21 protein-coding genes are annotated in these 21,571 nt (G+C 36.3%); 7 read left to right on the forward strand and 14 right to left on the reverse strand.

Translation table 11 applies throughout. The features are described 5' to 3' along the window. Nucleotides 1-313 precede the first annotated feature (313 nt). The 5 genes from HPY74_12925 to HPY74_12945 all read right to left on the reverse strand — a co-directional run bounded on the left by HPY74_12925 (nt 314) and on the right by HPY74_12945 (nt 4,744). Nucleotides 314-604 (reverse strand): hypothetical protein, encoded by a 291-nt coding sequence (locus tag HPY74_12925; GenBank protein ID NSW91552.1) that lies wholly within the window; start codon nt 602-604, stop codon nt 314-316. Nucleotides 605-868: 264 nt separating this feature from the next. After that, nucleotides 869-2,044: a trypsin-like peptidase domain-containing protein gene (locus HPY74_12930; GenBank protein NSW91553.1), complete on the reverse strand. Its 1,176-nt coding sequence runs from the start codon at nt 2,042-2,044 to the stop codon at nt 869-871. A 71-nt stretch (nt 2,045-2,115) separates the two neighbouring features. Further along, a complete protein-coding gene (locus HPY74_12935; protein ID NSW91554.1) occupies nt 2,116-2,310 on the reverse strand; it encodes a DUF951 domain-containing protein in 195 nt (64 codons plus the stop codon). A gap of 34 nt (nt 2,311-2,344) precedes the next feature. Continuing rightward, nucleotides 2,345-3,679, reverse strand: a complete 1,335-nt coding sequence (glnA, locus tag HPY74_12940) for a type I glutamate--ammonia ligase (GenBank protein NSW91555.1) — start codon at nt 3,677-3,679, stop codon at nt 2,345-2,347. Between the two features lie 12 nt (nt 3,680-3,691). Continuing rightward, nucleotides 3,692-4,744 (reverse strand): SpoIIE family protein phosphatase, encoded by a 1,053-nt coding sequence (locus HPY74_12945; GenBank protein NSW91556.1) that lies wholly within the window; start codon nt 4,742-4,744, stop codon nt 3,692-3,694. A gap of 220 nt (nt 4,745-4,964) precedes the next feature. On the opposite strand from HPY74_12945, the gene yyaC reads away from it, so the two are divergent. From yyaC to HPY74_12960, 3 genes are all read left to right on the forward strand, one after another. Further along, the gene (gene yyaC / locus HPY74_12950) at nt 4,965-5,570 is read left to right on the forward strand and encodes a spore protease YyaC (protein NSW91557.1); all 606 of its coding nucleotides are present in this window, start codon (nt 4,965-4,967) and stop codon (nt 5,568-5,570) included. A gap of 232 nt (nt 5,571-5,802) precedes the next feature. After that, on the forward strand, nt 5,803-5,961 hold the full coding sequence (locus HPY74_12955; protein NSW91558.1) for a rubredoxin: 159 nt from the start codon (nt 5,803-5,805) through the stop codon (nt 5,959-5,961). Nucleotides 5,962-6,073: 112 nt separating this feature from the next. After that, nucleotides 6,074-6,274 carry a hypothetical protein gene (locus HPY74_12960; protein NSW91559.1) on the forward strand — a complete coding sequence of 67 codons (201 nt, stop codon included), beginning with the start codon at nt 6,074-6,076 and terminating at the stop codon, nt 6,272-6,274. 87 nt (nt 6,275-6,361) lie between these two features. Here HPY74_12960 and HPY74_12965 read toward each other — a convergent pair whose 3' ends face one another. Beyond that, nucleotides 6,362-8,458 (reverse strand): beta-galactosidase trimerization domain-containing protein, encoded by a 2,097-nt coding sequence (locus HPY74_12965; protein NSW91560.1) that lies wholly within the window; start codon nt 8,456-8,458, stop codon nt 6,362-6,364. A gap of 155 nt (nt 8,459-8,613) precedes the next feature. Continuing rightward, entirely contained in the window at nt 8,614-9,063 is a 450-nt protein-coding gene (mscL, locus tag HPY74_12970) for a large conductance mechanosensitive channel protein MscL (protein NSW91561.1), read from the reverse strand. Nucleotides 9,064-9,339: 276 nt separating this feature from the next. Between mscL and HPY74_12975 the strand changes: the two genes are divergently transcribed. Next, complete coding sequence (locus HPY74_12975; GenBank protein NSW91562.1) at nt 9,340-10,797, forward strand: CZB domain-containing protein; 1,458 nt, start codon at nt 9,340-9,342, stop codon at nt 10,795-10,797. 711 nt (nt 10,798-11,508) lie between these two features. Here the strand turns inward: HPY74_12975 and HPY74_12980 are convergent. Then, complete coding sequence (locus HPY74_12980; protein NSW91563.1) at nt 11,509-12,537, reverse strand: DUF362 domain-containing protein; 1,029 nt, start codon at nt 12,535-12,537, stop codon at nt 11,509-11,511. Between the two features lie 367 nt (nt 12,538-12,904). Between HPY74_12980 and HPY74_12985 the strand changes: the two genes are divergently transcribed. Next, entirely contained in the window at nt 12,905-13,408 is a 504-nt protein-coding gene (locus HPY74_12985) for a QueT transporter family protein (protein NSW91564.1), read from the forward strand. On the opposite strand, the gene HPY74_12990 is transcribed toward HPY74_12985, so the two are convergent. Beyond that, nucleotides 13,403-13,669: a hypothetical protein gene (locus tag HPY74_12990; GenBank protein NSW91565.1), complete on the reverse strand. Its 267-nt coding sequence runs from the start codon at nt 13,667-13,669 to the stop codon at nt 13,403-13,405. The two genes, HPY74_12985 and HPY74_12990, sit on opposite strands and share 6 nt — an antisense overlap. Nucleotides 13,670-13,899: 230 nt before the next feature. On the opposite strand from HPY74_12990, the gene HPY74_12995 reads away from it, so the two are divergent. Further along, a complete protein-coding gene (locus tag HPY74_12995; protein ID NSW91566.1) occupies nt 13,900-14,592 on the forward strand; it encodes a DUF3251 domain-containing protein in 693 nt (230 codons plus the stop codon). 230 nt (nt 14,593-14,822) lie between these two features. Next, nucleotides 14,823-15,542 (forward strand): type II toxin-antitoxin system Phd/YefM family antitoxin, encoded by a 720-nt coding sequence (locus tag HPY74_13000; GenBank protein NSW91567.1) that lies wholly within the window; start codon nt 14,823-14,825, stop codon nt 15,540-15,542. Here the strand turns inward: HPY74_13000 and HPY74_13005 are convergent. The 5 genes from HPY74_13005 to HPY74_13025 all read right to left on the reverse strand — a co-directional run bounded on the left by HPY74_13005 (nt 15,539) and on the right by HPY74_13025 (nt 21,287). After that, entirely contained in the window at nt 15,539-17,671 is a 2,133-nt protein-coding gene (locus tag HPY74_13005; GenBank protein NSW91568.1) for an ATP-dependent RecD-like DNA helicase, read from the reverse strand. The two genes, HPY74_13000 and HPY74_13005, sit on opposite strands and share 4 nt — an antisense overlap. A 141-nt stretch (nt 17,672-17,812) precedes the next feature. Beyond that, nucleotides 17,813-20,299 (reverse strand): alpha-mannosidase, encoded by a 2,487-nt coding sequence (locus tag HPY74_13010; protein NSW91569.1) that lies wholly within the window; start codon nt 20,297-20,299, stop codon nt 17,813-17,815. Next, nucleotides 20,292-20,444, reverse strand: a complete 153-nt coding sequence (locus HPY74_13015; protein NSW91570.1) for a hypothetical protein — start codon at nt 20,442-20,444, stop codon at nt 20,292-20,294. Before HPY74_13015 ends, HPY74_13010 begins: the two co-directional genes overlap by 8 nt. Before the next feature lie 199 nt (nt 20,445-20,643). Next, a complete protein-coding gene (locus HPY74_13020) occupies nt 20,644-21,054 on the reverse strand; it encodes a type II toxin-antitoxin system HicB family antitoxin (GenBank protein NSW91571.1) in 411 nt (136 codons plus the stop codon). A 50-nt stretch (nt 21,055-21,104) separates the two neighbouring features. Next, complete coding sequence (locus tag HPY74_13025; GenBank protein ID NSW91572.1) at nt 21,105-21,287, reverse strand: type II toxin-antitoxin system HicA family toxin; 183 nt, start codon at nt 21,285-21,287, stop codon at nt 21,105-21,107. Nucleotides 21,288-21,571 lie beyond the last annotated feature (284 nt).

Consider the following 21,571-nt stretch of genomic DNA (forward strand, 5'->3'; position numbering starts at 1 on the left):
ATTTTATCATTTCTATATCTTCAGGACTAAATGTCCTACCTGAAAATGTTCTATTAGTATTGTTCATGACTTGATTACCTACCTCCCCCAAGTCTACTATACAATACTAATCTTGTACGTGTCCAACTCGGTTTTGCGAAAATATTTTTTTGCTACTCTCTATAACTCTTGTTTTCTCTTTCTTTTAAATTCGTGCTTCATCTCTGAAAATCTAGAAGACTTGGAGCATTTAGTTACCGGAAGCATTTTCTTCATAAAAATAAAATGCGCCCCAGTAGCACAGTGGTTATTAAAATTTTAACAGTTTTACTTTCTAAAGAAAAATCCTATTATTAGTGCTTCCCTCTATTTTTCCAATACCATACCCATAACAAAAGGTCTGGTACATGCTTGATATAATTATCTCTATTAAATAATCCCGTTCCTCTTTATTTAGTCCCCTGTCTGTCACCAACATAAAATCCCTTGTCCTGTCATTTGCAATTAATCTTATTGCCTCCCTTGTACCGGTCAAATCCTTGATGAGCTTTTCCCTTCCCTGCTTCAAATATTCCCTTATAGTACTTTCAAAATTATATTCTTCATTTTGCTGTTTCCTTTCCATTTGCTCCTTTTCCATTTGCTCCTTTTTTTCTTTTTCAGCACCCTTCATTACATATCCTCCTAATCTCGTATCCATCTTAATTTCTTTTAAAACTATTGACGTTAATTGAAATCATATTATAAATTTTTCCATTTTCTTAGCAAATTATGCATAGGCAGTAGAATATAATTTCAACCTTTTTACCTATCATTTGCAGGATAGATAGAAATATGATTTCAGGCGCTGTTAAGTTGCATATCTTATCTTGCTGTTAAATTGTACATCTTATCTTGTTAATAATCCGTCCCTATCTTTAGCTGCAAGTTTTAAAGGAACTGTAACAGTGTTACCGGTGCGCTTGTCAATATGGGTAATATTAATTATATCCCCGGGATTTTTTGAGTATATTATGGTCCTTAACTGTATCATGGTATTAATATCTACCCCGTCAACCTGCTTTATTATGCATCCCACGTCTATACCTGCCTTGAATGCAGGACCTTCCTTATCGACATTAACAACATATACTCCGCTATCTAATTTCAAGTTTCCATCAATAACGGGCATTACTTCTTTATCATATGCAAACACTCCCATATATGGTTCATCGAATGCACCCTTTTCATCAAACTTTTTAATAATGGGTATAGCCACATTTATAGGTATTGCAAATCCTATTGCTTCCGCCGATGCTACCTTTATTGTATTTATTCCAACGACTTGGCCTTTTGAATTTAAAAGCGGCCCCCCACTGTTGCCAGGATTTATGCTTGCATCAGTCTGTATCAAGTCTTCCATATAATTGATACCCTGTTCGGTTTCAATTCTGATTGTCCTGTTAAGTGCGCTTATAATCCCTGAGGTAACTGTCCTCTGCAGTTCCAGCCCTAATGGGTTTCCTATGGCTATCGCCGGTTCCCCTACTTGCAGTGTATTTGCATCTCCTAAAGGTATTGGGGTTAACCCCGCAAGGTTTACTTTTACTATGGCAATATCAAGAACCGGGTCAGACCACAAAGTTACACCATCAACATTTCTTCCGTCGGCTAATGATACAACCAACCTTTTGCTCTTTCCCCCCGCAACATGATGGTTGGTGAGAATATACCCATTAGGGCTAACTATTACACCTGATCCTATTCCCCATTTTTCGGCAGTATTCTTATCAAATATCGATGCCGTGTCAACCCTTAATACAGATATTCCCACCACCCCCTGAGATGCACTTTTTGCAACATTTGTAATGGACGAAGTGGAACCTGTCGACTCTGCGGCAATCTGTTGTGGTTGAGGAGTTCCTTCACCGACTCCAGGACCAGGGCTCGGTAAACCCGTCCTGGGGATTCCCCATGGGACATTTCCTGATGTAAATAATAGAAATAATATGCAGACAATAAAAGATGTAATCAACGAAGCCAATATAACTTTAAAAAAGCCGTATCTATTTGTCCTATCAAACATAACTGACATCATCCTTTTGTGTTTTTGTTTTTTAGTATTTCAACAAAAACACAAAAAAATACAGCAGTCTTTTAATTGCCTGCTGTACTAATAATTTTCTTTACACTTTTCTCAAATTTTGCTCTTGGAATCATAACCTGTCGTGAGCAACCCAGACATTTTATTCTAATATCCGCTCCTGTCCTCGTTATCTCCCACTGTTTGCTTCCACAGGGATGTGGTTTTTTCAACTCCACTACATCTCCCAAATATAATTTAAGAGGCATAAATCCTCATCCCTTCTTTAATCTATTTGCTATTTTAGTATTTCGTTAAATAATGCTTTAGCTCCCATGCTGTTACTTGCTTCCTGTAATCTTCCCATTCTTCGTTTTTTGCCTCAATATATTTTTCAAATATATGTTCACCCAATACTTCTCTCAACAAACTGCTGTTTTTCATTTCCTCTATAGCTTCTTTAAGGTCTACTGGCAGAGAACGTATATCTCCTTTCTTCATTTGTTCTTTTGTCATAGAAAATATGTTCGCATCTATGGATGGGGGTGGCTGTATTTTATTCTCTATACCATCTAACCCAGCAGCAAGTATCCCAGCTAAAGCCAAATAAGGGTTACAAGATGGGTCCGGACATCTTAGTTCTATTCTGGTATTTTCTCCTCTTGCTGAAGGTATCCGTATTAAAGGGCTGCGATTTCCGGCAGACCAGGCAATATACACAGGAGCTTCATACCCAGGGACCAGCCTTTTATAGGAGTTCACAATAGGATTTGTAAGGAGTGCAATGTTCCTTGCATGCTTCATCACTCCTCCAATAAACCAGTAGGCCTCCTGACTTAGCTGAAGCACGTCTTTCTCATCATAAAATACGTTTTTCCCACCTTTAAAAAGAGAAATATTTGTATGCATTCCCGAACCATTTATACCATATATGGGTTTTGGCATAAAAGAAGCATGAAGTCCATGTTTTTGAGCTATTGTCTTAACCACCAGTTTAAATGTCAATATTGCGTCGGCAGTAGTTAGAGCATCTGCGTATTTAAAGTCGATTTCGTGTTGTCCTGGCGCACCTTCATGGTGTGAAGCTTCTATTTCAAAACCCATTTCCTCTAACGCGATAACAATATCGCGGCGTGCATTTTCACCTAAGTCAACAGGACCTAAGTCAAAGTATCTTGCATTATCCTGGGTCTTAGTAGTGGGGTTGCCTTCGTTATCGGTGAGGAAAAGAAAAAACTCACACTCCGGGCCTACATTAAAAGTATCATACCCCATATCCCTCGTTTTTTTCAAAACCTTTTTCAATACATACCTGGGATCACCCTGGAAAGGTGTACCATCAGGATTATACACATCACATATGAACCTTGCAACTTTACCTGCTTGAGGCCTCCAGGGAAAAACTGCAAATGTATTAATATCCGGCCATAAATACATGTCGGATTCTTCAATCCTCACAAAGCCTTCAATGGATGAACCGTCAAACATACATTTGTTGTCAAGAGTTTTTTCCAACTGTCTTACAGGGATTGCAACATTTTTAAGTATTCCGAATATATCGGTAAATTGTAACCTTATAAATTTTATATCCTGCTCCTCTACCATCCTTAAAATATCTTCTCTTTTATATTTTCCCAAGTGTTACACCTCCTAAATTATTTCCAGAAGAACCATTGTAATATCATCACATAGTTCAGCCATGCTTTCTATACCTGCAAAATTAAATGCATTTGTAATAATGTTATTAAGAACCGTATCAGGTTCAGATTTATCATTCAGTAAAATACCCAGAAGACGTTCTTCACCAAATTGCTCTTTTGAGCTGTTTTTAATCTCGACAATTCCATCAGAAGAATAAAATATCCGGTCTCCTTTATTTAAGTTAATGCAGTCATCGGTATAACCGGGCTTATCCATCCAATCGCTTATGGGTATACCGGGTTTCCTTAAAATTTCAAATCTTGAGTTACTATACACAATCGGACAAATATTATGCCCGGCATTTGAATAAGTAAGAGCCCTATTTTTAAGGTCAATTATAGAATAAAAAATTGTAATATACAAATTTGTATCAAATCCTATTATGTTAAATTCATTGTATAACCCTGTCAGAGCTTCTGCAGGAGATAAGGTGTCCTTAGCTATTGTTGAACGCAAAAATACTGTAAGTAATGATGCCAAAACCCCATGTCCCGATACATCGGCAATATATATTCCCCAATGATCTTTATCTATTTCGAAAATATCTATAAAATCTCCTCCAAGCATTTCACTGGGTTTATAAATAAAAGAAATGTTTAATTTTTCTTTAGGTAATTTGGAGGGAAGCAAACTTAGCTGTAGCTTCCTTGCCATATCCAGGTCATTATGCAGTTCCTTGTTTTGCTCAATTATTTTTTGCTGTAATTGCTTTAGTTTAGTAATATCTCTTAATACTTCAACAACAGCTATAATATCCCCATTGGAATTCTTAACGGGAGAACTCATTACCGAAAAAACCTTATCTTCAAACACTTCTTCCTTTTCATAGGTTTTGACATCCTGTAAAGACTTACATGAGACACAGTTTTCACAAGGCTCACTCCTATTAAAAGCTTCATAACATTTTTTCCCGATAACCGGTACCTTCATGTGCTCTGCCATAGCCTTATTTATATAAATTATATTACAATCCAGGTCCAAAACTCTTACCCAATCATACATACCATCTATAATATCATTTATTCTTAAACTCACCCGCTTATCTACCCCTTTACCTCAGCTAGGAATGTTTTACAGCGCTTTTTAATTATGTTTTTATAATACCAGAATACATTATCTATATCAATAAGGAAATTAGTCATTTAATTCATGCTATTCATTAAATTAAGGAAATATTTACTTTTAGGAATATTAATACCAGTAGAGAAAATAATAATGTATTATGAGTTATTTAAAAACTGTTTGTGAAAGACAAATTATAAATATGAGCAACCCTAACGCTTTCCTTCAGTTTACCGCTATACTTTACGGGTTGATTTATAAAGGGATAATGGAAGGATATAAGTCTATTGTTTTTGTCTGTATAGGCACCGACAGGTCTACAGGAGACAGTCTGGGACCTCTTGTCGGTTACAAGATTAACAATGCCCGGCAAAAAAACGTGTATATACATGGAAGCCTTGAAAACCCAGTCCACGCAAAAAACCTGAATAAAACAATGGAAGAAATAAGCCGGGAATATATAAAACCCTTTATTGTTGCCATAGATGCATGCCTTGGAAAAATGGAACAAGTAGGTTGTATTTCAATTGGAGAAGGGCCGGTAAAACCTGGTTCAGTTTTAAATAAAGACCTTTCTCCAATAGGAAATATAAGTATAATGGGGATTGTCAATATAGGGGGTTTTATGGATTTCCTGATACTTCAAAATACACGGCTCTGCCTGGTTATGAAAATGGCAGAGTTTATAGCAAACGGTATCAGGTGCGTTTTATGGAAAGCAGAAAAAAACCCTTTATTATGTCCTTTTTTCAAGGCTAATTCCTAGAGCACTTTTAATTTTAACTTTTAAGTTTGAAAATATTTTCTATTTAGCCATTCATATTCTCAATATTTTTCTAAAGTATAACAAATTTTTCTTAAACTATATTTTATTTTTACCAAATTTTTGTTAAAATAATTGATTGTTAGGGTAAATATAAAAACACAAATGCATATTTCACTATCATGAATTAAGTAATAAGATTATGAATAACTAGGGATAAGGAGAGGATTTTATAATGGATAAGTATGTCTGCACAGCTTGCGGCTATGTTTATGACCCTTCAGAAGGAGACCCCGACAGCGGTATAGAGCCGGGAACCGCTTTTCAAGACCTTCCCGAAGATTGGGTATGCCCTATTTGCGGAGTAGGAAAAGACATGTTTGAAAAGGCATGATGCATAACATTATGGGGTATTCATCGGTGTATATCTTCACATTAAATATACATAAAATATACATAATTTATGATACAAGTTATGCGATAGATTATAACCTGGGAGGAGAATTATGGCAGAGGATTTAGGCCGTAAAGATATATGTAATTGGGCCGAGTTGTTTGATATGACCTTTGAATATCTGACCTTTCTTTTAGAGGTTGAAGATATAAAACCCGACCTCGTTATTAAAACCACGCTGGATATTCTGATTAACGCAGGATATAATTATACATTTGACGAGGTTGAGGAAGAGTATTATAAATGTTTATAATGAGCCACTACTGCCAGAACTGCAATAATGCAGTTCTGGCACCCACTTATAGTATATATTGTATATCTTATCTCTTATCTTATCTCTTTACTCAACTATAAGCACTTCATATGTCTTTATTTCAGGTACGGTAAATTTAATTAATCCATTTTTCCGGCTGAAGGGAATATCAATAGCCGTTTTACCAGCGGTAATACACTTCAGGCTTTTTACTTCTTTTAAATTTGCCTTAACTGCTTGAATATCAGCTAAATTTAATGTTATTTCCACATTGTTCAAGGGTATGACCCTTTCAATAGGTCTTACCATTTCACCTGTCATATTAATAATGTGGAGTATATATCTATCTTTATCTTCCTGGTACCTAAGTACCATCTCTACACTTCCCGGAGCATCGGTAATTATCAGGGGTACGCTCAGTTTGTTTATAATATTTTCAATAAGCTTGCGGTGGTCCGGGTTAGTCTTTGCATTATAGATTTCGCCTATAGTACCTGATATATATACGCTTTCTCCATCTCCATACCTTGCATGGACAATACAGGGATATGATAAGCCTGGGAGGGGTTCATATCTTCCTTTCATAGGTTCCAAAGCTTCAGCCAATTTAACTACACCCTTAGCTGGAATAAACCTTATTGCATAGTTGGTAAAAGGTATAATATCCGCACTTATACCCTCACCTGCCCATTGCGCCCTGTCTATCCTCATAAAATCAGTTCCGGATACAGGGTATTCAACCAATGCTTCAAATTTTTCAATTCCCATTACATCTGCGAGGATAGGTTTTTCAAAGAACCTTCCTTTTTCGTCGAAAAAGCCCGTATCAAAGGTTGAAATTAATTTTCCCCCGTTGGCAACAAATTTTCTTATACCTTCTGCCGTTTCACTGCTCATACAACCGCAAGTAGGAAGTATTAAAAGCTCATACTTTGATAAGCTTCCATCTGTAATGCTATATTCATCTACAACATCAAATTGTATATGGGAACGGGTAAGGATCTCATAAAACCCCATGAAAGCCTTATAATGATTGCCATGTTTTTCAATACCCTTTGTTCCTGCCGTTCTATTTGTCCCTGAAACTTTTGCAACTTCAGCAAAATCCGATATTCCTATATATGATGAATAATAATTGGCACTGTCCATAGACCACATGATAGCTACTTTGCTTACCGGTTTGGTGTTGCTGTAATATTCCTCATTTCTTGCAAGGAAACTGTTAAATTCTTTGGCAGCTCTTCCTCCTGGTGTATCCATGATATATGTCGGTGCATGAATGCCGTACCAAACGTTAGCACCGTTAGCAACTGATTGGGCATACAGTATTTTTGTTTCTTCAGCAGTATGCATGTAATAGGAATGAGGCTTGTGGTCTCCTGCTATAAATATTACTGTGGGCTTTCCCTTTGCCTGAGCTTCAATACATTTAGCCATGGAACTTGCATGCCACAGCGTGGTGTTTTTATCTACCCAGACAAACCCCCCTTCTGCGCCAATCATATCAACCCAGGGCTCTACCTTCCTGGTATTGCTGCCTGTCACATCAGCCCTCAAGGCAGAATTATTCAAATAAAGAAGAATATCAGGATTTATGTTTTTTACAATGGCATTGGTTTTTCTTACAAATTCTGTAACAGAATCCACTTTAAAATTGAGCATCTCCTGATATGAAGCATCCTTTATAGGCTTATTGTACTTCTCTTCAAACTTTTTGGAACATGCACTGCAAAAACAACCTCCTGCAGTTACAACAGGCCCGTCAAGAAATATTCCGTCGATGTTATGCTTACATAGTTTTTTTAGGTTTTCGCTGTAAGTTTCATACCATTCACTGTTTATACATAATAAGTAATGGGTCTCATAAGCTGTTACTTCATCATTGTTTTTGTCCCTTTGTACCCATTCCGGGTTGGAATCTCTATACCTTTTCTGCATAGAATGAACATTCCAATATACTATTACCCGTATATTATTCTTATGTGCTTTCTCAAGGTACTCATCAAGTCTTGAGCCGTGGACATCCTCTTCATAAGAAGCCATGTGCCCTTCAGCCATGAGGTGAAGAAGCTGTTCCGTATTAAAATCCCCCGGGATAACATGGTTTTTAAGTATTGATAGACTGTCTTCACCATAATTGCACTGTACAGCAGCAATTCTTAAAGGTTTTTCCCACCACTTCATATATAATATCCTCCCTGTCAATATAGCTCATTAAAGTTCCGGATATGTCCAGTTCATCTTAAATTATATGCCCCGAATAAAGAATTAGCAATAGACAAAATATATCTCACCAGCTTTAAATTCTAAGATTTTATTAGTTTTAAATCCTACTACTTTCAATTACTTTCAGTCAATTCAGAGGTGCAGTATGGACACCTGACAGCCTTTATAGATATTGTACTCTGACAGTACCGGCAGATTTTTGTTGTTGGTGTAGCAGGAGGTGCTTCTTTTTCATTCTTTTTTAATTTGTTAATCCATCTTATTACTATAAACATTGAAAAGGCAATAATTAAAAAGTCAATTACTGCAGATATAAATACACCGTAGTTAAGGGTAGGTGCCGCTGCTTTCTTTGCTTCATCAATAGTTGCATAATGCTCTCCATTTAAAGCGAAAAATAGGTTGGTAAAATCAATCTTACCGGTTATCATACTGAATACAGGCATGATTACATCATTTACAAGAGAACTTACAATCTTATTGAATGCAGATCCAATGATTATACCGACAGCCATATCAATAATATTCCCTTTTATTGCAAATTTCTTGAATTCCTTCCACATATACTTTATCCCCCTTTAAAGCCTTGATGTCTTTATATTATAACACTGGTTTATGAAATTTCATTTTAATAATCTTTTATAAAAATTATAGCATAATTCAGCTATATTCTAAAAATTTTTATGTAACATTTACACTTTTTGTGATAATATATTGAAAGAAATAAAAATAAAAAGAGTTATTATATTATGGTATGCAAATTGCCGATAAATAGATAGTAAATATAAAATTAAAATTATAAATTAATATTTAATATATTAACTGGAGGTTTGTATATAATGTTTAAGAAAAGAAGAAGAGAGTTAAAAACTATACTTGAAACCATCAACGACCTTGAATGTGAAGTTAATTCAGGCAACGGTAAAATTTCTAATGAAAATATTGAAGAACAAATATCTTCATTCTGTGAAGGCTTGAAAGAAGGCAAAAGAAAGCTCATAACAATTTTTGACAAAATTTTTAATGCAGCATTTTTAACAAGCAGTTTTGATTTGAAATTAAACTTCTACAGCGAAAAAATTACTGATACCAGTTCCAAGACAAGCCGTATATCCTCTGATGTACATTCAACAGCAGAAAACACCCTAAATTTAATAACCGGAATAACCAATGCCAACACCGCGCTTGTCAAAGCTTTAGAAAATATCTCATTAAAAGCAAACCACTTGCGCAATAATACCATCGAAAGCCAGAAAATAACGCAGCAAATTTCATTAAACAGCCAAAATGCATTAAAATATTCAAACAACATGAAAGTTGATTTTGAATCTCTTCAAAGTTCATTAGATAGAATGAAAGAAATTGTTGGTGGCATCTATGAAATATCTGATCAGACAAACCTTCTTGCATTTAATGCATCCATTGAGGCTGCTAGGGCTGGAGAGGCCGGGAGAAGTTTTTCAGTAGTAGCGGAAGAAATCAGAAAATTATCCGATACTACGAAAAACTTACTTTCCTCTATAAGTAGTATTGTTAATGATATTTATACCAATTCCGGTAAAAGTTCTGAAAGTATTGACCATACAGTTAATTCATTAAAAAGTATTAGCAATTCTATAGCCAATATGCTTTCTTCTATAGAGTCAAGCAATCAGGATATTACAGAAATTGCATCCAATCTTGAAAATATATCTGCTTCCAGCCAAGAAATAAACGCATCCCTGGAAGAAATTACTTCAACCATGAGTATCTTGAATGATAAAGCAAGTGATCTCAATAGTTATTCAGAGGATCTGGAAATAATGGGCAAAAGGATAGATGAACTATTTATGGATATAGAAGTTTTGGAAAACACAATAGACTCTACTGCAAAATTGTGCGGGGAAGTTATAAAAAATAGAATATATGGTATTCCAAACGAAAAATTTATGGAATTTATTGAAACTGCTATTAATAACCATAAAAAATGGATTAGTCAACTTGAATCCATGGTTGATACCATGGAGGTCAAGCCTTTGCAAACAGATGAACATAAGTGCAGTTTTGGCCACTTTTACTATTCCGTAAGCCCCTCTAACCCCGAAATATTGGATACATGGAAGAAGGTTGACCAACATCATAGAGCGGTGCATAATGCAGGCAGTATTGTAATAGGATACATAAAAAATAATGAGCGGTCAAAAGCACTACAAGCTATAGAAGAAGCCAGGAAATCATCGGAAGCTATGATTTTGCTTCTCACTGGGCTGGTTGAAAAGACAAAGACTTTAACAGAAATGAAACAATGTGTATTTTAACTCGAGGAATAGGTGAAAATATAGCCTATTACTCTTTTTTCAGTTTTATATCTTTACTGAATCTTAGACAATAAACTTTTTGTGGCTGTATAATAAAAAATAGTATAATACTTACAAAGAGTAATACCTTTTAAGATATATCAAAATAAAAGGGGGATTTCTAATAGTGAGTAAAAAAAAATAAAAAACCTACAAAAAAAGAAAACATCACATAAATCAAATGCCAATACTAGGAAAAAATTGCTTGAGAATTCTTTAAGGGAATTAGCTCCCAATTCACAAATTACTTGGAAAAATGATGGCAAATAAATTATCAGATACAATAACCAAGTTTGCTGAGCCGCTCTTAGAGAAGTGTTCAAATTTCAAAGACCAGGAAAAGACGCTGTCTCTTTCAATTATTGCATGGAACATGTGTATTGTTCCACAAGAAGAAGCCGATAATCTCAGAAAAATTTTACATAAAGAAATATGTAAAAATGATAAGCAGGCAATTAAAAACTTAGACGAGATTATAGATTACCTTATTTTAAGAAAAAACGCTTCTTCAAAGATGACAATCGTCTCGTTTTTTCATATAAAATTACAAAATCAAAATCCGGCTTATACCTTGATGTTGCATACCCGGCGGAAACAACCGAGCAATAGTACAGGAAATGCCAGTTGTAACTTCATATCATTCAAGGATTTCACTTGGCACTGCTCAACTGCTTATTTATTTATATATTTATATGCCTTAAAAAGCCTGCCCCATTCCGTATTATCCTGGAAATCCCGCACTACTTTTATTCCTTTTAAATTGTACCAGATCACATCATGGTAGAATGCCGAACCGAAAATAAAAATGTTAACTATCGGAGTATGGAACATAAGCCTCTGGAGCTTTTTTAAAGGGCCGAACCAGAGCATGTCCCCAACTTTGCTTGCTGCATTGTCCCCTACTGTAAATCCTAAATTTACTTTGGAGATATCTTCTCCAATAACCTCAATATTCTCAATTTTGCCGTTGCCCAAACCTTCCCTATCGGCTTCACTTATATATTCCAATGTCATCGGGTCAAAACCCATTATTTTAGATGATACAGCATCGACTGCAACCTGGTCGCCCCCTGCCAGTATTAAGTCCGCAATAACAGGCTTCATTGTTCTGGGACCGGGGCCGTTTCCTGCTACAGTACCATCAACAACAGCAAATATTCCCGAGTGAATTTCCTTTTGTATAGTAAGCAAATCTACCAGTGTTTTATGAATTACACTGTGGCAATAATGTCTTTTTGTGTCAAGTAATCCTCCAAAGGCATTTTTCATAGCCCCTGTAGTTGTAGTATAAATATGGCACTTCATTGTAGGCAGGTGTATTATGTTTTTATCAAAAAAGTAATCGGGAATATATATGCCTTTAGGGAAAACCTGCTCGAGCACAAGCATCTTGCCTTTAGGTTCATACTTCACCCATTTCATATCCTCTTCTTTGAAGTTGTACAAAACAGGGATATCATATCTTTTAAATATATCAACATATTTATTAAGTCTTTCGCCTTTGTACGCATTTGTTACAACAGTCCTGTTTTCTACACATACAATGTCTTTGTAGCCATCCTCTCTCAGGCATTGTATAACTGCTTCCATCTGCCACGGAGTGGTATTCGCCCCCGGGTAGGGGAAATGCCATGAAATATTGTTTTTCAGGATGGTGGTTTTATCTTTATTCAAATATGTATCATAACCTGCCATCCTCATAAGTCTCTTGTAATCCTCTACTACGGTTTCCGGCCTGGTTTTTAAAACAGCAATTCTTGATTTTTCAGCCACTTAATAAAACCTCTTTCGTTCATTATTTTCTATTGTCTATTATATAGTATACTTATTAATAAAAATTAATCAATGACATTAATATAAATCTGGGTGAATTTCCTTAATTTGTTCATATTTTATACTCAGGAAATCGTATACTGACATATTTTGTAGCATATAAAAAATACGCCCGGATTTTAATTTCGTATATTGAAAAACCAAAAAAACCATGCTACTATTATTAGTATAAACACAGCAAATAAAGCGGAAAAATTCATTTCATAATACAAAAATAAATTGAAAGGAATTTGATATGTTTTTAGTAAATAATAAGTATAAAAACAATCATAAAGGGATACGGTTTTTAACTGAATCTGCAGTAATAGCAGCAATTTATGCATTGCTTACAATCATATTTGCACCCATAAGTTATGGACTGCTTCAGGTCAGAATAGCAGAGGCACTGACAGTGCTCCCTGCATTTACGCCTGCTGCAATTCCAGGGCTTTTTGTAGGCTGTATAATAGCAAATATCATTGGCGGTAATGGCCCACTAGACATAATTTTTGGCAGCCTCGCCACCTTAATAGCTGCATTTTTGTCATATAAAATGCCCAAACGGTATCTTGTACCTCTACCCCCTGTTGTAGTTAATGCATTGATAGTAGGATATATTTTAAGCTATATCCTCAAGGTTTCACTGCCGGTTGCTATTGGATGGGTCGCATTGGGCCAGGTTATTGCTTGCTATGGCCTTGGCTATCTTTTAATGGTACAGCTGGATAAATTCAGGGATAAGCTATTTAGGATTTCATAAGCCTGATTTCATAAGCCTTCTGTTCCTGAAATATAAAACCATATCCGTAAATACCATAATACTGTTTAATATATAAAGGAAGATGACAGCATCATAGTTGTAAAACATTTTATGTATAACGCCCGAAACATAACCAATAAATACGATTATTAAAAATGTCAGGCTTTTTCCTGTATTTTTTCTTGATGTATAAGATTTGTAAATAGATGCCGGCCAGGCAGCACCAAAACAGGCTAACATAATTATTTCAAACGGACTCATTATAGTTCCTCCTAATAAGTAATTTTTATATATGATATTAGCAGAATTTTTCAATATTAATTGTTAAAATTGTGTTACAATTTTGTCATAAAAACTTATTTCCGATTCAAAAAAAATATTTGCATAATGCTATGTATTAATTGTACAATAGTATTATATGAAACTTGCCCGTTAAAAACCTATTAAAACCAAGACGGCACAACTAACTTTAATGTGAGGTGTAATAATCAATGATTCCATTAGAGAAAATAACAGCATCAATTCGAGATAATGTACAACTTATAAAAAAAATAATTGTTACAGTATTTAGTATACTATTAATTTTTACATTTATCTTTACTATATGTAGCAATTATTCAATGGCCAAGAGAATTGCTAAGTTGGAAAATGAGTTGGGGTCCTTATCCCCAAGTATTGACAAGTTCAAGGAAGATAATGAAAAGGTAGTTACAGAACTTACAAACTTTAACGACCTAAAAATGAAAATATTAACGGATATTGCAATTACCAAACTGAAATTGGACCAATTCAGTAAGGCTGTTTTCAATGCATCAGACTCAGGCAAGGGATTTGCACGGCTGGATTCCAGTACAGGCATGTTTTTTTTGATATTGGATAAAACAGAGCAATTTTCTGATGGCTATAAACTCTATTTCAGGGTGGGAAATCCTCAAAACTGTGTTTATAACGGCTATAATATTAAAATCAGATGGGGGAAAAAGTATAACAGGGAAGATAAAACAGTAAGTTATGAAGACTGGGAAAAGTCACTTAAAAGCAGTGATCTGTCCTTTCAAAATATACTTATTCCAGGTCAATGGAGCAATTTTGAGGTTATGATTTCCCCTGCAAAGCCTGAAGAAATTGAATATATTGAAGTAAAAATCCAGGCAGAACAAATTAGCATGCAAAAAAGCGAATAGGATAGCATCCTCCTGGTCAGCTTTCTCTCAATCTTAATTACAAGCATGACGTTCCTTTTCTGTGTTTTGTTATTGGAAATAGTTATAGCGATGGCCTTTATTTCAACTTATTTTAATTAATATTTTAACTAATATATTGACTTTTATATCTGTATTAGCTATAATATATTTATGGTAATTAGCTATACTGTATAGAATATAGCTAGTATAAGGGGGGGGGGGGAGGTTTTATGATTATTAATTCAACAGAAATTCAGAATAACTTTGGTAAGTATCTTAAATTGGCAGAATTTGAAGATATTATAATCACTAAAAATGGTAGAAAGATGGCCAAATTAATTCAATACAGGGAGGATGTAGAAGATTTTGTAATCCGGGAAGGCTCTTCTGTATACAGCCATGATGGCATGAAGGTTTCATATGAGGAATTCCTGAAAATAACTGAGGAAAGTGAAAACCGTTATGAATATATTGATGGAGAAATATACCTGCTAGCATCTCCATTATATGAACATCAAAAAGCCATAATGGCAATTTTGGCTGAGTTTATATCATGGTTCAGAGGTAAAGAATGCGAGCCTATTGTTTCACCCTTTGATGTTACACTTTTCAAAGAAAAGAAATATGTTAACGTTGTCCAGCCTGATATTCTGGTTATTTGCGATAAGGAAAACATTAACGAAAAGGGCAAGTATACCGGCATACCCTCACTTGTTGTAGAAATACTTTCTGAGTCCACCAGACGTAAAGATTTAATAAAAAAGCTGGATCTGTATATGTTAAGTGGTGTGAAAGAATACTGGATTGCAAATACGTTCTCCAAAGAAATATACCTTTATGTTTTTAAAGATTACAATATCGAAAGTATGATGACATTCAAAACTGGTGAAATAGTTAAGTCTGTTATTTTTAATGGTCTTAAGGTTCAAGTGGAACAAGTTTTTGCTTAATGCTTCAATCTCATTGCAAGCATGGTGTTCCTTTTCTGTGTTTTGTTGTTGGAAACAGCTATCCCTATAGCCTTCTTCGTCCCTACAAGTACAATTGCCTTTTTCGCCCTGGTTACACAGGTATATAATAGGTTCCTCTGAAGCATTATGTAATGCTGTGTAGTAACAGGTGAAACAACAATGCTAAATTCACTGCCCTGGCTTTTATGTACCGTTGTAGCATATGCTAATACTATCTCGTCAAGCTCTGTTGCATCATATTCCACTTCATTTTCATCAAAGGAAATTGTAACAACCCTGTCCTCAGTATCTATGCGAGTAATAATACCAATATCACCATTAAAAACGTTTTTTTCATAGTTGTTTTTTATTTGCATAACCTTATCATTTAGCTTATAAACTGTTCCGCCGTATTTTATACTTATCTCTGAAGGGTTAAGTGTTTCTTGAAGGACAAGGTTTAGATTATAAGCCCCCGTCTCACCCCTTTGCATAGGGCTTAACACCTGTATATCATTTATAGGGTTAACCTTGTAGTACAGAGGCAACCTGCTTGTACAAAGCCCTTTTATGGTTTCAACAATTTTTTGAGGGTCTTCCTCTTCTATAAAGAAAAAGTCATTATTCCTGCCCCCTTTTAATATTGGAAACTCCCCCTTGTTTATCCTGTGGGCATTGGTAATGATGGCACTTCCAAGAGCCTGCCTGAATATCCTGGTAAGGCGTACTACATTAACAATCCCAGACTCTATAATATCTTTCAACACATTGCCTGCTCCCACAGAAGGCAATTGGTCCACATCCCCCACAAGGATTACAATTGCATGGTCGGGAACAGCTTTAAGAAGATTATACATGAGGATTATGTCAACCATGGAAGTCTCATCAATAATAATCACATCACAATCCAGGGGATTTTCTTCATTTTTCTTATATCCCTCAGGCGGCTTATACTCTAGAAGCCGGTGAATGGTTTTCGCATCCATGCCTGTAGCTTCAGATAACCTCTTGGCAGCTCTTCCTGTAGGAGCAGCCAGTAGAACCTTTGCACTAATTTTTTGGAAGACCTTTATTATAGCCAGGGTTGTAGTAGTCTTGCCTGTACCTGGCCCCCCTGTAAGGACCATAAATTTTGATTTCGCTGCTGTTTTTATAGCCTCAATCTGTACATCATCATATTTAATACCGCACTCACGCTGAACCTGCTCTAATACCCTGGTGAGATCAAAAGAATTATAAATACTCCGTACCGACAGTATTTCCTTTATCCTTTTTGCAGTACCTATTTCACTATAATAGAAAGGCGGAAGATAAATGGCATCATCCACATCAGCTATTATCGAACCCTCGTCAATCATGCGGTAAATGGTGGATTCAATAAGTTCTTTGTCTATTTCAAGTATTTTTTCGGCTTCTTCGATGAGCTGTCCTTTTTCTGCATAACAGTGTCCATCGTTTGAAAGCTCGTTAAGGACATATATTATGCCTGAACGGCAACGCTCAAATGAATTTTTATCATATCCAAGTTGCCTGGCGATTTTATCGGCAGTTTTAAACCCGATACCCCAAATATCATCGGCAAGCCTGAAGGGGTTGGACTTTACAATATTTATGCTTTCATTGCCATAGGTTTTGTAAATTTTAACGGCATAGGAAGTGGAAACACCGTTACTCTGAAGGAAAAGCATGACATTTTTAATTTCTTTCTGTTCCTGCCATGCCTTTTTAATCATTTCAAGCCTTTTTGGTCCAATCCCCTCCACCTGTGCAAGCCTGTCAGGCTCTTCCTCGATAACTCTTATGGTATCTTCCTTAAACTGCTTGACTATTTTCTTTGAATATATCGGTCCTATACCTTTAATCAAACCGCTACCCAGGTATTTTTCAATGCCTGCTACGGTTGCAGGCACAGTTTCATAATATTCCAAGGCATTAAACTGCCTGCCGTATTTGCTGTCGAATTTCCATTCCCCTTTAAGTCTTACAGTGGCACCGACATTAACAGCAGCAAGGTTGCCTACAACAGTAACAAGTTCAGCAAAACCTTTCGATTTTATTTTTATAACGGAAAAACCGTTTTCTTCATTACAATAAGTGATTCTTTCCACCACTCCGCTCAAAATTTCCATTATATCCTACGCTCTCTTTGCTCAAAACATTCATTATATCCTACGCTCACTCTGCTGTTTGCTTACATGCCATCATGGATTAAACGGCCTGATACTATTATACCATTAGTATACCATGAACTGGCATTTGCATTTCTGAATTTACATTTCAATTAAATTCTTCTCCGTTACTTCCGCTTCAGGATCATCCGGTATGAAGAAAGTTTTTATTTCGCACCTTCCGAAATCAGCCCTCCATTTTCTCTTTAGCATGGGCACCTCAATTTCAGCAGAGGTTTCCTTTCCTTCGGTTTCGTAGCAACGGAGAATAAACCCGCCTCCATCCTCCCCTCTTTTGAATACAGTAACAATAATATTATCTGCACACACCTTCACCCCTTCAAAACTTGAAGGCAGGGGTCCACTATGGTATGTCTCCGTTATAGCCAGAGGTTTAACATTCAATTCATAGGCTTTCTTTACCACACCGGCAGTTCTCCAGTCTCCTCTGTGAGGTACAAGCATGTACTTAAATTCCTGTATTCCCTGGTCCATATACTCCATAAGCCCATCCCTTATCCCAAAATGATCTGCATAGGCAGAGCCGTTTACTACAGTCATCCTTATCTCATTATCCTTTATATCAAAGCTGTATTTACAGTCATTAAGAAGAGCCAGCCCATATTTACCACCTTTTAACTTGCCTGTACCGCTTAAATCAATCCATTGCTGGCCGGTTTCCTCCTGTCCGTTCACAGGCCTGTTTATAAAGCCGTACGGTATTTCATAAGTAGCTACAGGGTTATCTATATTGACTGGAAAAGATAGCTTTAGCATTTTATGCTTTTCTCGCCAATCTAATTTTACCTGCACTTCAATATCCGGCCTGTCATGGTACAGGATAAAGTCCTGCCTTAAGACAGAAGCATTATATCTATTGATAACCCTAAGTTTTGCACGCAAACATCCCTCTTCAACAATGTGTATCTCTGCATCGGCAAATTTCCCTATCTCATCCCTAAATCCGAATATATCATGTGCCCAAGTATCACAGTGGTTTATATCTATAACTACCGGCACTGCCCCTTTCCCGCTTAATACGTCCATGTCGTTTATTTTGTCATAAAGCTTTGATATGTATCCTGTATGCCGTTGTATTTCAAGTCTGATAAAATCATTTTCAAGGGCATAATTTTCCACTTTCAGATTTCCAATTGATTTCAGCAATTCAAGTTCCTTGTTTTTGTATACCCAGTAAAGCCTGTAACCCATGGGCGGTATTACCGCCTGGAATATGGTGTTCCATATATCATCCTTATTTGACTGTGGGCCGCGGACTTTTTGAATATGAACGGCATTGCCTTTATTATCGGCAACCGCTTTTATTAACCTGTTAACCTGTACAGGTACCTTGACTTCCCAGGAAAGGGGATTAAAGACCACGAATGGAGTACCTGCATCATCTTCTTCCCAGAGGTAGGAATCTTTTTCCTTACTCCTCTTTCTAACCTGGCCTCCCGTTGTATCAACAGCCCAGGATATTTTCTGCAAAGCTGCATTCAGGGCTCGGGCTCCAATATTCAAGGCCTCGCCATAGAATTCTTTTGAATCGTCATAAGCTTCCTTTATGCTGCAACCTCCCATAATATCATGGAACTGGTTAAACAAAACATTTTCCCAGGCCTTCTGTATCTCTTTTCCGGGATATTCCAACCCCAGCATATGGTTTGCAATTGAAGAAAACTTTTCTGCGTTAAGAAGCCTATGCTCTGCTTTTCTATTATACATCTTTGTTTCCCAATGAGTAGAATAGCACCCCCTGGCGTGGTGTTGAAGGTCATCCTTAACCACCGGTACAGGCAATGCTTTAGCCTTTTCAGAGACTTCCTTAAAATACCTGTTAGGAGAGCTGAATATAAAACGGTCTTTTCCATATTCATTTTGCAGCTGAATGATTGTATTTATGTTGGCAATTGATGGGCCTCCTCCGTGGTTTCCGACCCCATAAAAACTCATTAGGTCTATACCCTGCTCTCCGGCAAGTTCCAATACTGCCAATGTTTTTTCCCTTAAAGGGTTATCTCCTTTTGACCACCAGTTGCCATAATTATAAGGGATTCTGAAGGTTAATACCCTGCTGCCATCTTCACTTTCCCACCAAAAGAGGCTTTTGGGGAGTTCTTTTTCATGAGGGCCTGGCCGGGTAAATACATAGTAATCCATACCGCTTTTTTTAAGTATCTGGGGAAGCATCCCATTATGTCCAAAAGAATCTACATTGTATCCTACTTTGCATATAATCCCAAACTTTTCGCTAAAATACCTTTGGCTATAAAGACTATGGCGCACAAAAGATTCTCCGGAAGGTATGTTACAGTCAGGTTGTATCCACCACCCTCCAACTATAACCCACCTTCCCTCCTTAACACGTGTCTTTATTTCTTCAAACATCTGAGGGTCATTTTCCTCCACCCACTTATAATAGGCAGCACATGCACAGGTAAAAACAAAATCCGGGAATTCCTCCATCCTGTCCAAAGCCGAGCGGAACGTGGCCTTAACTTCTGCAAACCCCTCCTGCCATCTCCATAACCATACGGGATCTATGTGGGCATTGCCAATTAAGTGAATCTGATATCCTTTATCCATTTTGCGTATCTCCCTCTCTTTTAAGTCTTATCTGGCATAATTTTGCCACATTTTCATTATCTTCTTTGAACTTGTCAATACCTGGGGATAAAGATTGCCTCGAATTGACGCTGTTATATCCTCTAATGGCATCATTGATTATCACACCCCGCAAGTCTTATATAGTACTATTGTACAATTAACACATAGCATTATGCAAATATTTTTTTAATATAACAAAAACCATATTTGTCAAAACAGAAACAGGAAATCACCGCAAATGATCCGAATTTTAGGATTATTTATAGAAAAACATTGGAAAAACAAAGCAATGTATCCGCTCATTAGTTAAAAATCAGAGAGGCTCATGATTGTCTCTCTTTTATTCCAAGGTGCTCCTTGAGAGCGGATTGTAATATTTGGGAAAAGTTAACCTTTTCTTTTTCTGCAATATCGTTAAGCCATTTAGGTATGGTAAGGGTTTTCTTGATGGCTTTATTAGCCATTTCATCCCTGACGGGAAGCATCCAAGCTTCAATAAGGGCTAAAAATGCCCCTTTACTTAACCGGATATTTTCCGGAGGAGTAGGTTCAGGTATAAGGTCGTTGTCTTCTTCCATACCGTAAAGATGAAGCTCTAAGGCTTCTTTAGCCATATAGAGAGCTTCTTCCAACGTATCTCCTTCGGTAATGCATCCGGGCAGGTCAGGAAAGGTTACCATATAACCCTTGGTTTCTCCGGGCTCAAATATTGCAGGAAAAATGTATTTATCCATTAAAAATCACCTCTTTACACAATTGATATTTATTATTATCCAGCAGGATATCATTTTAATCCTGCCTGTTTTAATATACTGTTTAATGTTTTCGGGTCAAGGTCTTTTGAATGATAAGGTACGGTTACCTTGCCCGGCTTGGACAGATGAGTTAGTTGAATATGCGAACCGCGTTTATTTTTTATTACCCATCCATCTTTATGTAGTATTTTAAGTATTTCTTTTGGTTTCATATTCTTTCCTCCCGGTTGAATATATTATAACACGTATTTATAATACGTGTCAAATAAAAATTGTTACTCCTTTTTTAATACCTTTTTTAGGGGCACATTTTTTAGGGGCACATTTTTTATATATGACCCATATAATGACAGAAACATTGCGTAAGGCCTCGTAGAGCCTGTTAATCCGACGAGGGATAAGCAAATCAACTGTATGAGCAAAATAATTACATTGATGTGCTATTAAATTTTATTCAAATTATTTTGCGAGTTTGATTTGCCCCGAAGTGAATTTA

It is taken from the genome of Bacillota bacterium, from assembly GCA_013314855.1.
GTDB lineage: Bacteria > Bacillota > Clostridia > Acetivibrionales > DUMC01 > Ch48.